Raw genomic sequence first — 15,687 nt, 5'->3', positions numbered from 1 at the left:
CCCGGAATAATAAAAATCTGTTGATAATGTGTTGTTCTTCTCCCCTCTTTAATTTGACTATTAAAAGTTCAAAAACTTTAGTTGTGATTCTTGCTTTAGGCCTTTCAGTATTTAGGGCAAATGCGCAGCAACCGCTTTTCAAGCTACTCCCTTCTGAAGAAACCGGCATTAAATTCCGCAATGATTTGGTTGAGGATGAAAAGCTTAATGTACTTTCGTACGAATACCTGTACAATGGCGGAGGCGTTGCCGTCGGCGATATCAATAACGATGGCCTCGAAGACCTTTTTTTTACAAGTAACCTTGGCCCAAACAAACTCTATCTTAATTTAGGGAACTTTAAATTTAAAGATATTACCCAGCAGGCCGGAGATGGCCTTGCAGGCAGGCCCGACGACTGGAAAACAGGCGTTACCATGGCCGATGTTAACGGCGATGGCCTGTTGGATATTTATGTATGCTACTCAGGCCTTGGCGATAATGCCAAACGCCGCAACCAGCTCTTCATTAATAAAGGCAACAACAAATTTGTTGAAATGGCCAAACAATATGGCCTTGATGATCCGGGGTATAGCACCCAGGCTGTATTTTTTGATTATAATAATGATGGTAAGCTGGATATGTTCCTGCTTAACCATAACGTAAAAAAAATCAGCAATCTTGAACTTGCACAAGCAAAAGGCGAAACCGACGAGCTTGCCAGCAATAAACTTTTTGAAAACCAGGGAGGCCATTTTGTTGATGTATCCAAAAAAGCGGGCATCATTCAAAATCCCCTCACCTTTGGCCTTGGTGTTGCCATTGCCGATATAAACAAAGATGGTTTACAGGACATTTATGTAACCAACGATTACAACGAACCCGACTACCTATACATAAACAACGGAAACGGAACTTTTACTGAGGATAGTAAAAAGTGTTTCAAACATCTGTCGCAATTTTCGATGGGGGTTGATATAGCCGATATCAATAACGATGGCCTCCCCGATATGATGACGCTTGATATGTTGCCGCCCGATAACCGCCGCCAAAAGTTATTGCAGTTACAGGAAAACTATGAGTCGTTTGAGCTAATGCTGAACCAAAACCTGTACAAACAATACATGCGCAATATGTTGCAGGTTAATAATGGCGATGGTACTTTCAGTGAAATTGGTCAGCTTGCAGGTGTTTCCAATACAGATTGGAGCTGGTGCCCGCTCATTGCCGATTTTGATAACGATGGCTATAAGGACATCTTTATTTCCAACGGCTATTTCCGCGATTATACCAACAAAGATTTTTTACGTTACTGGGGCGATTATAAGCTAAAAAAAGCTATGGACCGCGAACCCTTCCGGCTCATGGACCTGGTTAAAGCTATGCCCTCTACTACCCTGTCAAACTATATTTTCCAAAATAATCACAACCTCACCTTTACTGATAAAAAACAGGATTGGGGAATCAATAAAGGCGGTATCTCCAGCGGATCGGTTTATGCTGATCTTGATAATGATGGTGACCTTGACCTGGTGACCAATAACATCAACAGCGAGGCTTCCATATTACAGAACATGACTATGGAAACCGGTAAAAAGAATTACCTGGCCGTAAACCTTAAACAACCGGAGGGTAATACAAATGCCATAGGTTCAAAAGTATTCGTATACAACGGCAAGCAGGTGCAATATCAGGAGATAAATCCTAACAGGGGCTATCTTTCATGCGTGTCAACTGTTTTGAATTTTGGGTTAGGCGATCAGCAGCAAGTAGATTCTGTACGAATTATCTGGCCCGACCAAACGTCGCAATTGCTTACAGGTGTTAAAGCTAATCAGCGTTTAAACATCACCTATAAAACAGGTAACCCAATATTTAAAACCGATGGTAAAATCACCGCCAAATCAGTTTTCAACTTAGCTAAACCAATTATTGATTATACCCACACCGAAAACCCCATTAACGATTTTAAGCGACAGCCCTTGATGCTTTTCATGAGCTCAAAAACGGGCCCTGTGATTGTTAAGGCTGATGTGAACAAAGATGGACTTGAAGACTTATTTATTGCCGGTGATCAAAATACACCAGGCAAGATCTTTATTCAAAAAGCAGGCGGTACCTACACCATTCAGGAAATATCAGATGTTACCCCCGGGGTCACATCAGCGGCAGCCTTTTTTGATGCCAATGGCGATGGTTTCCCTGACCTATACATTGCTAAAGGCGGCTATTCTCTTTTAGAGCCTGGTGCCAGCGAGCTTCAGGATAAACTGTACCTAAACGATGGCAAAGGCAACTTCAGTTTTTCAAGTACTTCGCTCCCAATGTTAACCGGCAGCAGTAAATCATGCGTACGCCCATGCGATTATAATGGCGATGGCAAAACCGACCTGTTTGTAGGCTCAAACATTACGCCGGGCTATTACCCATCGGCTCCAAAAAGTTACCTGCTTACCAATACCGGCGGTGGTCATTTTGAAATTACTGACGCTCCATTTGCTAATATTGGCATGATCAAAGATGCACAATGGACAGATTTGAACGGCGATGGCCGTAAAGACCTCGTAATATGTGGCGAATTTATGTCCATCCTGGTGTTTACCAATACAAAAACTGGCTTTGTTGACGAAACCGCCAAATATTTTGATCGCCCGGTAAGCGGCTTTTGGAACACCATAACAATTACCGATGTAGATGGTGACGGCAAACCCGATATTATTGCCGGAAACCTTGGCCAAAATACGCAGATTCATGCCAGCCAGGCCGAACCTGCCGAAATGTACTTTGCCGATTTTGACGGCAATGGCTCTATCGATCCGTTCTTTAACTTTTACATACAAGGTGTAAGCTATCCATTTGTAAGCCGTGATGAACTGAACGATCAGATTTATCCAATGCGCAAACGCTTTGCTTCATACAAAGCTTATTGCGATGCTACTATGAAGGATATTTTTACGCCGGAAGAGCTTGCAAAAGCCACTAAACTCACTGCTAACGAGGATGAGACAAGCCTTTTCCTGAACCGCGGTGGTAAGTTTGTAAAAGGCCAGCTGCCTTTACAGGCTCAATACTCATCGGTATCAGAAATCCTTACCGGCGATTTTAACCACGACGGCAAAACCGACCTGCTGCTGTTGGGCAACCACTCAGATAACCGCCTTAAACTGGGTAGTTTTGATGCTAATTACGGCTGCCTGCTTACCGGCGACGGTAAAGGCAATTTCACATACCAAACTCAGCCACTGGCAGGGCTATCAGTAAATGGAGATGTAAAATCGGCTACTGAAGTAAAAATAAACGGCGTTAATTATGTACTGATAGGCGCATCAGGAGAGGCATTGCAGTTTTATAAGTATTAATTTGGAAGTCTTGAGTCGAAAGTCTTAAGTTCTAAGATCAAGTAAAATGGCTTACAATATAATGTAATTTAAAATCCGTCATTCCGAGTGAGCATCAGGAAAACCCTGAAAAAAATCGTGATGGCGTATAAAATATATTTTAGTGATAGTGTGCGGGGCCGCGTTAGTGATAGTAGCGGATACCGTCCGTTAGCCAACGGATAATGCCTGTGTAGTATGAGCGGATAGCACGGGCCGCAGGCAACGCCCATATTTGCAATGTCGATTTAAAAAGAAAATCTAATAATCAACAACTTACAATCACAAAGTCATTATAAGGAGCGATTCCTGACAATCAGAAAAAGATTAAAAAAATGATCAAACGAATATCCATATTGTTTTTAGCACTGATAGCTACAACAGCCTACGCGCAAAAGAGTAAAAAGCCAATCCTCCCGTACCTGCAAATTGACAAGGCTGTAAACGCTATTTCGGCCGTTATGATCCATGATGTGGTAAACCCACCTGCTGCCTCACGGTATTATGCTTATGTAACCCTGGGGGCTTATAACCTGGTGAGCATCAACAATAAACAAATAGTACCTGTGGGTAATTTCATCAAAAGCTACACACAGGATAACCAGATCAACATCCCGGCCGATAAATACGATTACCGTATTGCTGCTATGTACTGCATACTGGAAACCGGTAAGCAAATGCTGCCATCGGGCTTTATGCTGCAGGATGACGAGGATAAATATGTAGCCCTGCTTAAAGACAACGGCATTAGCGACGAGGTGATCAAACAATCAATAGCCGCTGCCACCGAAATGACAGCTAAGGTTATTAAATATTCCAAATCAGATAACTACAACAAACTAAGCGGCAGGCTCAGGTATTCGCCTATAAAAGGTGGTAAAAACTGGTTCCCCACCCCACCAATGTACATGGAAGCTGTTGAACCCAACTGGAAAACCATTCGCCCAATGTTCATTGATTCGTCGGATCAGTTTGTACCGGTTAGGCCCGCAGTTTTCAGCACCGATAGCACCAGTGAATTTTACAAAGAGGCTTATGCAGTATACAAGGTATCCAAAAATATGTCGGCCGAGCAGATCATGATTGCCAATTTCTGGGATTGTAACCCTTTTGCAGTTACTACATCCGGCCATATGATGATCGGCTTTAAAAAAATTAGTCCAGGAGGACACTGGATGAATATTACCGGCATTGCGGTAAAAAAAGCCGGACTTAGTTTTGATAAATCGATAGAGGTAACAGCGCTGGTGGCGATGACCGAAATGGATGCTTTTATCAGTTGCTGGGACGAGAAATACCGCAGTAACGGCATCCGGCCCGAAACCTATATCAACAAGTATATTGATATTAAATGGGTACCTATGTTGCAAACTCCACCCTTTCCCGAATATCCAAGTGGTCATGCTGTGTTGTCGAATTCGTCGGCCGGTGTGTTAAGCTATCTATTGGGCGATAAGTTTAGTTATACCGATGATTCTGAGATTCCGTACGGTGTTGGCCCGCGCGATTTTAAATCATTCAGGCAGGCTGCCGAAGAAGCTTCTGTATCCCGTTTCTATGGCGGTATCCATTTTAATGATGCTATAGTAAACGGGAATAAGCAGGGACGCGATGTTGCCACCGCAGTTATAAAAAAATTAAAAGCAGCCGGAGTAAACTATTTGGGCAATTAGAACGTAGTTAAAAGCAAACAGCTTTTAACTATGAGGATCAGGGGGACGGTTTTATTATCGCTTTTTATTATTACCGGACTCCTGAGCCTGAATTCGTTCTCTATCCAAACCCGTACGGCTGCTACAGATGAAGAAGGCCGTATATTGTTTTTACGGCATTGCGCTGTTTGCCATTTAGCACCCGACCCGGCGGAGCTTACAAAAAATATCTGGACTACCCATGTGCTGCCTGTTATGGCGGCACGCATGGGTATTATTTATCCCAATTACGATCCGCTCAGGGGATTATCTGATGAAGAACGCGCCATTGTTAAAAAGCATAATATCATCCCCGAAGACCCCGTTTGTACGGAGGCAGATTGGGCTAAGATCAGGGATTACATTATCAGCAATGCTCCTGATAGTGTAAGTGTCGATGAAAAACGCCTCACCCGCAACAGCCCGCTTACGCAGTTTATAAGGCAGGATGTGCAAATTGATGATAAAACACCATCACTCATTACCGGGCTTAAGTATAACACTACAACTAAAACCCTTTGGATAGGCAATTTTTACAACCAGGTACTAAACTGGCGGTACGGTAAAGGGGTTGTCAAAACGGCAAATACAGCCAGCCCTGTCGTCGACTTCAATTTCTATCAAAACAACGTTTACTTAACCGAAATAGGCAAACTATACCCTACCGAATTAAGCACCGGTATGTATGCGCAACTTAACGATACCACCAGCACGTCGTTAATTACATCATTGCACAGACCTGTAAATACACGAATAGCAGATTTAAATAACGATGGCGTACCCGAAATTGTAGTATGTAACTTTGGTAATAAAACAGGGGGCTTGTCACTGTATAAGAAAAATAAAGCCGATAAATATGTTGAGGATGTGCTGCTGTCCCTACCCGGCGCCATCAAATGTTATATAAAAGATATGGATGGCGATGGCAAAAAGGATCTTGTAGTCATGTTTTCGCAGGGTGATGAAAGCGTTTATATTTTTTATCAAAAGGATAACCTTAAATTCAAGGCCAAACGCGTGTTACGCTTCCCGCCTGATTATGGTACTACCGATATGCTTTTGATTGACTATAATAGCGACGGCCTTACCGACATCGTAACCGTACATGGCGATAATGCCGATTATTCCAATATCCTGAAAGCATACCACGGCATCAGGCTGCATATAAACCAGGGAGTCGATGTTTTCAAGGAAAAGTTCTTTTATCCGATATATGGCGTAACCCGCGTTTTAGCTGATGATTTTGACAAGGATGGCGATATCGACTTTGTAGCAACCTCCTTTTTTCCTGAGTTTGGCAAGCTGGTGGATGAATCATTCGTTTATCTCGAAAACACAAACAAAGATCAGTTTACATTTAAATCATACATTCAAAAAAGCGACGTACCTATCAAAACCCTAACCCTCGAAAAAGCAGATGTTGACGGCGATGGAGATATGGATATCATTACCGGTAATTTTGCCCAAAGCCCCGGACCTGTCTCTGCAGCGCTTGACGAAAAATGGAAATCGGCAAAGTACGGACTGAGTATCTTTTACAACCAGCTATACCAACCGAAAAAATGATCAAGCAACAGTTTTAATTATAAAGAGGTGTGCCGTTAAGCTCAATACAATAATCTGTTATCCAGGTGCCGGCCACATCAACATATAATATATTGGGTTTATTATTTTTATTGATGATACCACTCGTTATCCACGAGTTAATTTTAGATGGCAAGTATTTGTTACCGAATTGAGCAAGATCAGTTATACTTTGATTCTTTTTCACAACATTAGTTAGCAGCATTATCCCGTTTACAACAGGGCTAACTTTTTCATCCTCAAAATCATTACATATTAAAGCCGCTTCATCACTGCTTTGGGTTAACTGCCAGTCCAGCCGCACCAGGTCGTTTTTATTGATGCCGTCCTTCATCGATGTAAAAAACAACTCTTCTCTTGCCAGCAATTTATTTATTTGATTAGTGCCTGCATAAGCACGCCGAAAATTCAGAAAAGTTTTAGCCTTATCGGCCATTGAATTGGAGTCGATCAGCTTTTCGCGGTTGGCATACTGTTCAAACGTAATGATCACTTTGCCAGCCAGGTCATTTAGTTTGATATCACCTATACTTTTTGATTGGTTGTTATAGATCATGCCTTTTCCGAGTACACTGAAAATAGTATCAGCCACATGATCAGCAGAAGCTTCTTTTGGGCAAAAATGGCTGAATGTTATAATTATAAACTCCTTTTCATGACGGTTCAGGAACGTTTTAACAGAATCAAGGATATCCTTAAACTGTTCACCATAGCCACCTCCCATAGCATCGGCCATGCAGTCGGACGAGCTATGTTTAATGTAAATGGCGTTTTTAAACGCCCCTACCCTTAAATCAAACATTCGGATGCCGGCATTTAACTGCTTCCCGATATTTAGTTTCTGCGTAAGCGTATTGCAGGGGTTGATGGAGCTGCCATGAATACCACCTGTACCATTCAAGGCCGACATGCCGGCATCGTGAGCGCCCGGAATCACAATATCCTTTAACGTAAGGTTACCCTTTGCCGGAAACAAAGTATCCTCCATCCAGCTTGCCGGATTGTAATTGGTAAAATAGCTGAGATATAACTTTTGATCCTCACCTACAAATGCCATGATAAACTTTTTAGCATCAACATTACATATCGACACCGGATACGGTGTCTTAAAATAATCGGGCAGCCTGTAGCCATTTACCGGCTGGTTCTGCTCGTGTTCTGAAGCATAATAAATAAAATTATCTTTTTTATACCCTTTCCACATGTAAAACAATCGGGTAGTATTAAAGGCATGGTAAACCGCCGGGGCTACCTTTGTTTTTGATTTTTCTACGGCGACCCTTTTAGTCCAGATTTTATCTCTGGGATTATAGTCGGCATAAAACATACCATCATCATTGGTGTAACAGATTCTGGCGCGATTATCTGATAAGGTCACTATAAAAGGATAGTCGGAACTTCGTTTATCTGCCACAGTTTCCAAAACAGCAGGTTTAAATACTCCGTTCTCATCTTCATCAAGCAGGGCAAAAACCATATCATTTTTATTATCGGCATGCGATGCGATCATCACCTTGCCGCCGATAGTAGTAGCCGTAACCCCCAGCTTCAACTTCGGCATACCAGCGAAACTTACAGTATTCACAGTGCTGGTGTTAAAAGTGGTGTCGCTGTTATTGATAATGTATTTCAAAAAGCCGTCAACACCTATCCAAAAGGTGTAAATATGCTTGTCGGTTACCCTGAGCACCGGAGCCGAGGCACTCGTTTCTGTACCAACTGTAGCATCATACTGCGAAAACTGAGTGTCATATCGTTTGCCCAGGTAGCATACATGAATAAGACCGGTAGCTCCGGATTCTTTCCAGGTCACAAAATATCGTCCTTTAAAATTGGTAATATCAATGGCCTTATCTGTGCTGGCTGAGGGGAGAAAGTTTAGGGGTGCACTAAGGCTTAAATTCTGAGCGCTAACCGAACCTAAACCCACAAGGATCAGCATAAAGGGACCTAAAAAAGCATTCAGGAAAAGTTTCATAAAGCATAGGCTTAAGTTAAATCCAACAGAATTTTCACTTATAATGAAAATTTCTATACTGACTATTAACCATTTAAGTGAATTTATGATATTTTTATATAAAAACGAACCTATGACAAAATTCCTTACCACTTTTCTGTGCGTTTTCCTGTTTATTGAAGGCGTTAAGGCCCAGGATGCTAACTATTGGTCGTCAAGTTATAACCCGGGTGGGTTTTTAACTCCCGGAGCTGTTATAGCTTTTAACCGCGATAGTGGGGTGATGTTCCTGAACCCGGCGCTACTTGCCCACAGTACAAAAAATACAGCCTCTATCAACGCATCAGTTTATCAATACGGACGTATTAATATCAAAAACGGTGCAGGCACCGGGCTCGATCTTAAATCAACATCTACCAACATCATCCCGCAAATGATATCGGCAACCATATCCTTAAAAGGTAGCCATCCTTTTACTATCGGGTATGCATTAACCCACAACCCGGTAATGACGTACAGGGTTAATCAACAGCGCGATGCTACTTTAAACGTCCTTGATGACTCTTATAGTCCCGGCAACGAGTATTTTTTGGGACAATACAAAAACGTAAATACTATTAATGAAACGGCAGGAATTATAAGCGGCGGCTTTAAAGCTTCTGATAATTTTGCCATTGGTATCAGTGCCGAAGGACAGATCCGGAAGCAGGATTATGATTACGATGTAAGTTCAAGGGCATTGTATAATACCAGTGGTTTTGAACTTCCGCCATTTTCAAATGTGCAGGAATCTTATACTGCAGGTTACTACAATGTAGGGATCAGATTTAAAGGTGGATTTGCCTATGATAACGAAAGGCATCATTTGGGTTTAACCTTATCATCGCCTCTGCTGCACGTGGCAGGCAGCGGGAACATATTAAGCGACAGCCAGACCAGTGATTTAATAATGCCCCAGGAAAAAGACACGGTAAACTTGCTGGCTAATTCGAGACAGCGCAGCCTCAAAGTTAATTACAAAATGCCCTTTAGTGTTGCATTTGGCTATGCCTGTGACTACAAAGGTGGCCAGTTTTACATTGCGGCAGAGTATTTTGCCAGCGTTGGCGAATACAACATCATAACACCTAAAAGTCAAAGCTTTATAAAAGGCGTGGATAGTGGCGATGATTTTTTTACGCCAGAATTTTTAAAATTCAAAGATGCCCGCAAATCGGTAACTAACTTTGGTATAGGTGCGAGTTATTTGCTAAAGCCCGATTTAATGGGCTACGTGTCCTTTCACACCGATTTTAATAATATCAGCAAAACGCTGTATAGTATAGATGATTCGGGCTACAGGTCAAACACTGGCAATTATAATATTTATCATTGCCAGTTAGGCACTAATGTAAAGAAACGCAAGTTTAACCTGCGCACAGGCCTCCTGTTATCATACGGTACAACTAACAAATATCTGCAAAACGTGAACTTCGACAACCCTAATGAAGCTAATTATTTAAGCGGCGATCCCGGATATACCAAAGCATCCCAGTTTTCGGTAGGATTGATGTTGTCATACATCCATAACCTTTAAATCTATTCAGAATCGAGGAGGCGTTCAAAACGTTTATCCGGTATAAACCAGGTACCGGCTACCACAACGTAAATTACAACACTGATAACAGGGTTTAGCCAGGTACAAAAAATAGCAACTGCATATAGCAGCACTGATATTTTTCCTTTAAAATCATTGCCGAAAGCTTGTGCTATCAACGAGCCTTCACCATGATGTTTGATGAGGCAGAAGGCCAAAATACGATAGGCTATCCCGTTCATGATCAATACTACACCGTAAAAAAAGACCGGCCATTGGGTTAGGTGGTTCTCCCCCATCCAGGCAGTTACAAAAGGTATCAGCGACAGCCAAAACAGCAAATGCAAATTGGCCCACAATATTTTCCCGTTTACCGACCGCACAGCCTGCATGGTGTGGTGATGATTGTTCCAGTAAATGCCTACATATACAAAGCTGAGCAGGTAGCTTAGAAAAACGGGAATCAATGGTTTTAAAGCCTCCAGGCTTTCCTCGTGCGGAACTTTCAGCTCCAAAACCATGATCGTGATAATGATGGCTATTACGCCATCACTAAATGCTTCCAGTCTGCCTTTGCCTAATGCCATGGGCTAAATATAGCATTATTTGGCAAAAGCCTTATAACGCTGCATAGCTTCAATAAAGTAATAATCAGCATAAGTTAAAGGCACATCAACTTCGGTACCTGCCGGAAAATGACCAACACTGTGTTTCAGAATAAACCCGCCGTTGGTATTCAAATCGGCTTTATATGCAGGAGCTGATAAGTTTTTGATAATGGTTTGAGCTGTGTTGAAATACTCCTGGCCATCTTTTTTATCAACGTAACGGCAAAGCTCCAGTAAGGCAGAAGCCATAACCGATGCTGCAGAAGCATCACGCAACGCGTTAGGGATATTTGTCGCATTATAATCCCAATAAGGTATTTTATCAGCCGGCAGGTTTGGGTTGGTCAATATAAAATGAGCTATATTTTTTGCCTCTTCCAGATATTTCTTCTCTTTGGTTTCGCGGTACATTACAGTGAAGCCGTACAAGCCCCATGATTGTCCCCTTGCCCATGCCGACTCGTTAGCGAAACCCTGTGCGGTTTTCTTTTCCTTCACCGCACCTGTTTGCTCATCGTAATTAATTACGTGGTACGAGCTAAAATCAGGGCGGAAGTGATTTTTCATAGTGGTATTGGCGTGGGTAACCGCTATTTTATAAAAACTTGAATCGCCGGTTGCTTTTGTAGCGTAAAACAACAGTTCCAGGTTCATCATGTTGTCAATGATCACCAGAAAGTCGTTGGCTTTTGAATTCCATGAGCGGATACAGCCAACTGTTGGGTTAAACCTGGTTGAAAGCGATTTGGCACTGTTAATCAGAATTTCTTTGTACTCAGGTTTTGGCTCAAGATGATTTGCCGTGCCGAAGCTGCAATACATCATAAAACCAAGGTCATGTGTCCCTTTGTTATATTGTTCTTTTTCGAGGCCTTTTAAATTATTATTAGCCTGGTTAAGCAGCTCAGCATCTTTAGTTTGCTGATAGATCTTCAACAATGTACCCGAATAAAAGCCACTGCACCACCAGCTGCTGTTACTTGTTTCAAACTTATCTGTAGTTGGGTGATAGGTTTTCGGAAACTGATCGCTCCCAAATTGTTTGGCCATATACTTATATTGAACATCGGCATCGGCAAAGTTTTTTTTGATGGTTGCTAATACATCCTTTTGAGGTTTAAAGCTGTTTTGCGAAAAGGAATTGAGACTCAGCGCTAAAAAACATGCAGTAATGGTCGATTTGTACAAGTGTTTAAATTTCATAGACTATATAACTGGTTAAAGTGCTTATGCAGGGCACGTTTCAAGTCATAAAAGTGCAGATTTTGTACTCAAAAAAACAAGCAACAGACGGGTAATTGGCAGATTTTTCTACTACATCGATGTAGTGAGGGCGATTTTTGGGGCAAAAAGACAACGATGAGACTTACGAAGTTTTGGAAACTTCGTAAGTCCGGTACAATCTCATGAAAAACGTCTCTTCATTGTATCGTTTATTTGCTGCAATGAAAAATCTCCGGCTGGGCTTGGTGCAGAATGTAACTGTACATGTGGCCAGTCTTTAAAAGTGCTCCACAAACCGCCGGCAGTTAAACCCAGCTTTTTGGCTTCATCGGCATATACATGGTAGCCGTTTTTGCCGTTCACAAGCTTACTAACACTCCATTCTTCTTTGCCATTTACTATCCAAACACAATCTACGGCTTCATTCCACTGGTGCCATGATAGTCCGGGAATTGAATTGGTAACATGATCGCCGTTATGCGGGCCTGCCTTAATGATGCAATCGGCCAGAAAAGCGGCGCCATGTGCCTGTAGGTCTGCTATTTTTGCATCAACTTCGGCTTTGGTCCGGGATTGGCGCCATAGTTTTCCTTGTTCAACCGGGTGTCGTAACCCTGCTGTTGGCTGCATTTCATAACCTGCGGCTTTGCAATTAGCTAATAACTGAACTACTTTGTCCCTGAAAGCGGGTACTAATGAATCTAATACTGACATGGTAATAGGTTTAAAGAGTGAAATATTAATATAAATTTACAACCCTGATGCTTATGAATCAATCCGTGAAAACACCGTATTTAATTGATTATTAACAACTATTAGTAATATTTATCCATTTATTTTAGCACGAAGCCCATCACCATGGTTTCCATCAAAGCCCCGCTTTAACAATTACGGGTAAAAAAACAGCAGCAGCAATAAAACCTTTTTCATAACTGCATTAATTAAAAGCCTTTACAATAAGATTTTTATAAGCCCCCTGCGGGCAGTTGCCATGCCAGTAACCTACAGCACCGCTTTTCAATGATGGGTCAAGCGCAGTATATGTCATAGCTGGTTTTGCGGCATTATCAACATACACCTCCATTTTGCTGCCCTGTACCACCACTTTTATGTGGAACCATTTATTTTGCGGAATTATAGCTTTGGCCTGGTATTTTGTAGCCTCATAATCCCACCAGTTAAACTCGGTCTTTTTTTCGGGCATATATTGTATGGCGTTAGTTGTACCTGATGATCCCGGCCTGAAATAAACTGTTTCATAATGATGCTCGTCTTTAATATGAAAAGCGAGGCCCACAAAACCACCCTTAGGGATAGTACAGGCTACATCCATTTCAATAATGCCATCTTTAAAATTTAAACCCGGCTTGTAAGCCAAACTGGCCGATTTGTAGTTTTGAATTTTTCGTTTGATAAGCAAAGCTTTTTTTCCGTCGAAACTCCCCAACTCGTAGTCGAGCGTATCGTTTTTGGGGATGATCCATTGTTTAGGGTTTACAACCGAAAGGTCATACAGCTGATACTTTTGCTGAGCCTGTATTTTTACAGCAGCAAACAAGGCGACCAGTAAGATTAGTTTTTTCATGATGATTGATTTATGACTATTGAGTGATGACAAGATTGGCAAAATCGCCGGGCAGCCCGGATGACCAAAGACCTATAAGCCCACTTTGCCGGTTGTTGAGTTTCTTTACCGTAAGCGAGGGTTTATCCGAATGATCTACATACACAACTATATCCTGAGCATTTACAACGATACGCGCATGGAACCAGGCGATAGCCTCCGGAAATGGGTTTACCGCATTTTCATAAACTAAAGGATGCTCTTTGCGGAGTTTATCCCAGGGAAAATCGGGCTCGCTGATGTATTGCACCGTATGCATCCGGCGAAGCGTATCTGTGGTTTGAAAATTAAAAGGGCGAAAATAGATAACATCATTGGTTGTAGTATCTACTCCATGAAAGGCTATTCCTAAAAAGCTTTGCTGAAAAACATCCCGCCCACGCAGGTCTACATCTATAGTACCTGTTTTAAAGTTTACATTCTTGAGCCATAATATACCATCTGAAGTAAGGCCCTGCTTACTGCCGTCAGTGACCTCCGCAACAGTTTGGCGGGGATAGGCTTTAATCAGCTTATTTTCCTTCAGTAAGCTATTAATATCATATGTAACTTTTTTCTGCTGGCTGTAACAAAAACTGCTGCCAAGCGTCATGCTTAGTATGGCAATGAATAAAATCTTGTTGTTCATTGGTTTTGATTTAACTTTAGTCAAAACTTGCAAATTGCCTTTACAATCAGGCGCGGGCGGCGTTTCAAGTTAAGTTCAAATTTGTTCAAGGCGTTTTAAAAGTCTTTTAAACCACATTATTACCTGTAGATCAATGGAAAAGGAAAAACAATTGCTTTTGCTATGCCGGCAGCTTATTGAGCAAATGTTAAACTGGGGTGATAGCAGCATTTGGGGCAATGATGACTTTGAGCAGCTAAGTCAACAGATTTTTGATAAAACCAGGGTACAGCTCAGCGTATCAACCCTAAAACGGATTTGGGGCAAAGTGCGCTATGAAAGCTTCCCCAATGCAGCTACGCTGAACGCCCTTGCCTGTTTCCTTGATTACACCAGTTGGCGCGATTTCAGGCAGCGCCACCAGGTTAACGGCATAATTGAACAACCTGCTGAAGTCAACGAGATAAAGAACCTCCCTGTTGTCACTCGCTCCAAGCCTCGTTTACGTTATATATGGGTTGGCAGTACTGTATTGCTTGTTCTTGGTGCTTTATTTTTCATGAGCAGCAAGCGCAATAAGCCTGTTGATCCGGCTTCAATAAAATTCAGCAGTAAAAAGGTTTCTGACGATTTGCCAAACTCGGTTGTATTTAATTACGATGCTTCGGCATTTCACTCCGACAGCGTTTTTATCCAGCAGTCATGGGATCCCAACCGCCGCGAGCAGGTTCCGGGGGATGGCAAACAATTCACCTCAATTTATTACTATCCGGGCTATTTCATAGCAAAACTGATTGTAGATAAATATGTAAAAAAAGAGACAGCGGTATTTATCAAAACCAAAGGTTGGAAAGGCATTCTCGACCATCAGCCTATACCTGTTTACCTTGCGTCCGATGAGATTAAAGGAGAGGGATACATGGGGGTTGATGCAAAACTAATGCAGCAAAAATTGGGTACGCCTGTTTTTAATAATACATGGGTAAAGTTTGCTAACATCCGTGAATTTCCGGGCGTCAATGCAGACAATTTTACGATGGATTGTACCCTGCGCAACACCTCAACACCCGGCCAGTCGGCCTGTGCCAAAGCCGACCTTACTATTTTAGGTAATGGTACCGCTATTGTTATCCCTATAGTAAACAAAGGCTGCATATCCGATATGGGCATTTTAACCGGCACAGCCTGGGTTAGCGGCAAAGATCATGACCTGAGTGCCTTTGGTACAGATATGTCGCAATTCCAGAACCTGAGGTGTAGTGTTAAAGATCGCTATCTGAAGATCTACCTCAACGACAAGCAGATCTTTGAATTTAAACAAGCCAGCAATATGGGCCGCATTGTAGGTATCCGGTTTGAGTTTGAAGGGCCCGGTGAGGTTAAGCAATATAAGCTGGAAACACCGGGAGGATCGGTTTATGAGGAGAAGTTTTAATTTTCAAATACTTCCACGTATATCG

General features: G+C 42.1%; 11 protein-coding genes. 5 read left to right on the top strand and 6 right to left on the bottom strand.

Annotated elements, in window-relative coordinates; translation table 11 throughout:
* Positions 1 to 83 precede the first annotated feature (83 nt).
* From ACEN9X_RS23520 to ACEN9X_RS23510, 3 genes are all read left to right on the top strand, one after another.
* Positions 84 to 3,338 carry a VCBS repeat-containing protein gene (locus ACEN9X_RS23520; protein WP_413667447.1) on the top strand — a complete coding sequence of 1,085 codons (3,255 nt, stop codon included), beginning with the start codon at positions 84 to 86 and terminating at the stop codon, positions 3,336 to 3,338.
* 353 nt (positions 3,339 to 3,691) lie between these two features.
* On the top strand, positions 3,692 to 5,029 hold the full coding sequence (locus tag ACEN9X_RS23515; protein WP_413667446.1) for a vanadium-dependent haloperoxidase: 1,338 nt from the start codon (positions 3,692 to 3,694) through the stop codon (positions 5,027 to 5,029).
* A gap of 30 nt (positions 5,030 to 5,059) precedes the next feature.
* Complete coding sequence (locus ACEN9X_RS23510) at positions 5,060 to 6,613, top strand: FG-GAP repeat domain-containing protein (RefSeq protein ID WP_413667445.1); 1,554 nt, start codon at positions 5,060 to 5,062, stop codon at positions 6,611 to 6,613.
* A 13-nt stretch (positions 6,614 to 6,626) separates the two neighbouring features.
* Here ACEN9X_RS23510 and ACEN9X_RS23505 read toward each other — a convergent pair whose 3' ends face one another.
* On the bottom strand, positions 6,627 to 8,609 hold the full coding sequence (locus tag ACEN9X_RS23505; protein ID WP_413667444.1) for a phosphatidylinositol-specific phospholipase C domain-containing protein: 1,983 nt from the start codon (positions 8,607 to 8,609) through the stop codon (positions 6,627 to 6,629).
* Between the two features lie 112 nt (positions 8,610 to 8,721).
* On the opposite strand from ACEN9X_RS23505, the gene ACEN9X_RS23500 reads away from it, so the two are divergent.
* Positions 8,722 to 10,164: a hypothetical protein gene (locus ACEN9X_RS23500; RefSeq protein WP_413667443.1), complete on the top strand. Its 1,443-nt coding sequence runs from the start codon at positions 8,722 to 8,724 to the stop codon at positions 10,162 to 10,164.
* A gap of 2 nt (positions 10,165 to 10,166) precedes the next feature.
* On the opposite strand, the gene ACEN9X_RS23495 is transcribed toward ACEN9X_RS23500, so the two are convergent.
* The 5 genes from ACEN9X_RS23495 to ACEN9X_RS23475 form a co-directional block, all read right to left on the bottom strand.
* The gene (locus ACEN9X_RS23495) at positions 10,167 to 10,751 is read right to left on the bottom strand and encodes a TMEM175 family protein (protein ID WP_413667442.1); all 585 of its coding nucleotides are present in this window, start codon (positions 10,749 to 10,751) and stop codon (positions 10,167 to 10,169) included.
* A 15-nt stretch (positions 10,752 to 10,766) separates the two neighbouring features.
* Entirely contained in the window at positions 10,767 to 11,975 is a 1,209-nt protein-coding gene (locus ACEN9X_RS23490; RefSeq protein ID WP_413667441.1) for a glycoside hydrolase family 88 protein, read from the bottom strand.
* Positions 11,976 to 12,176: 201 nt separating this feature from the next.
* Positions 12,177 to 12,710, bottom strand: a complete 534-nt coding sequence (locus ACEN9X_RS23485; RefSeq protein ID WP_413667440.1) for a M15 family metallopeptidase — start codon at positions 12,708 to 12,710, stop codon at positions 12,177 to 12,179.
* A 223-nt stretch (positions 12,711 to 12,933) separates the two neighbouring features.
* Entirely contained in the window at positions 12,934 to 13,581 is a 648-nt protein-coding gene (locus ACEN9X_RS23480; RefSeq protein WP_413667439.1) for a LamG-like jellyroll fold domain-containing protein, read from the bottom strand.
* Between the two features lie 16 nt (positions 13,582 to 13,597).
* Complete coding sequence (locus ACEN9X_RS23475) at positions 13,598 to 14,248, bottom strand: hypothetical protein (RefSeq protein WP_413667438.1); 651 nt, start codon at positions 14,246 to 14,248, stop codon at positions 13,598 to 13,600.
* Between the two features lie 133 nt (positions 14,249 to 14,381).
* On the opposite strand from ACEN9X_RS23475, the gene ACEN9X_RS23470 reads away from it, so the two are divergent.
* Positions 14,382 to 15,662 carry a hypothetical protein gene (locus ACEN9X_RS23470; protein ID WP_413667437.1) on the top strand — a complete coding sequence of 427 codons (1,281 nt, stop codon included), beginning with the start codon at positions 14,382 to 14,384 and terminating at the stop codon, positions 15,660 to 15,662.
* The last annotated feature ends 25 nt before the right edge of the window (positions 15,663 to 15,687 follow it).

Origin of the sequence: Mucilaginibacter sp. Mucisp86 (assembly GCF_047324315.1) — a bacterium.
GTDB lineage: Bacteria > Bacteroidota > Bacteroidia > Sphingobacteriales > Sphingobacteriaceae > Mucilaginibacter.
The sequence above is the reverse complement of the archived record's forward strand: the minus strand, read 5'-3'. Positions and strand labels throughout refer to the sequence as shown.

Bases quoted from the DNA above. Each gene is read 5' to 3' on its own strand.
- ACEN9X_RS23485 (WP_413667440.1), bottom strand. From the start codon at position 12,710: ATGTCAGTATTAGATTCATTAGTACCCGCTTTCAGGGACAAAGTAGTT.
- ACEN9X_RS23500 (WP_413667443.1), top strand. From the start codon at position 8,722: ATGACAAAATTCCTTACCACTTTTCTGTGCGTTTTCCTGTTTATTGAA.
- ACEN9X_RS23475 (WP_413667438.1), bottom strand. From the start codon at position 14,248: ATGAACAACAAGATTTTATTCATTGCCATACTAAGCATGACGCTTGGC.
- ACEN9X_RS23490 (WP_413667441.1), bottom strand. From the start codon at position 11,975: ATGAAATTTAAACACTTGTACAAATCGACCATTACTGCATGTTTTTTA.
- ACEN9X_RS23515 (WP_413667446.1), top strand. From the start codon at position 3,692: ATGATCAAACGAATATCCATATTGTTTTTAGCACTGATAGCTACAACA.
- ACEN9X_RS23480 (WP_413667439.1), bottom strand. From the start codon at position 13,581: ATGAAAAAACTAATCTTACTGGTCGCCTTGTTTGCTGCTGTAAAAATA.
- ACEN9X_RS23470 (WP_413667437.1), top strand. From the start codon at position 14,382: ATGGAAAAGGAAAAACAATTGCTTTTGCTATGCCGGCAGCTTATTGAG.
- ACEN9X_RS23495 (WP_413667442.1), bottom strand. From the start codon at position 10,751: ATGGCATTAGGCAAAGGCAGACTGGAAGCATTTAGTGATGGCGTAATA.
- ACEN9X_RS23510 (WP_413667445.1), top strand. From the start codon at position 5,060: ATGAGGATCAGGGGGACGGTTTTATTATCGCTTTTTATTATTACCGGA.
- ACEN9X_RS23505 (WP_413667444.1), bottom strand. From the start codon at position 8,609: ATGAAACTTTTCCTGAATGCTTTTTTAGGTCCCTTTATGCTGATCCTT.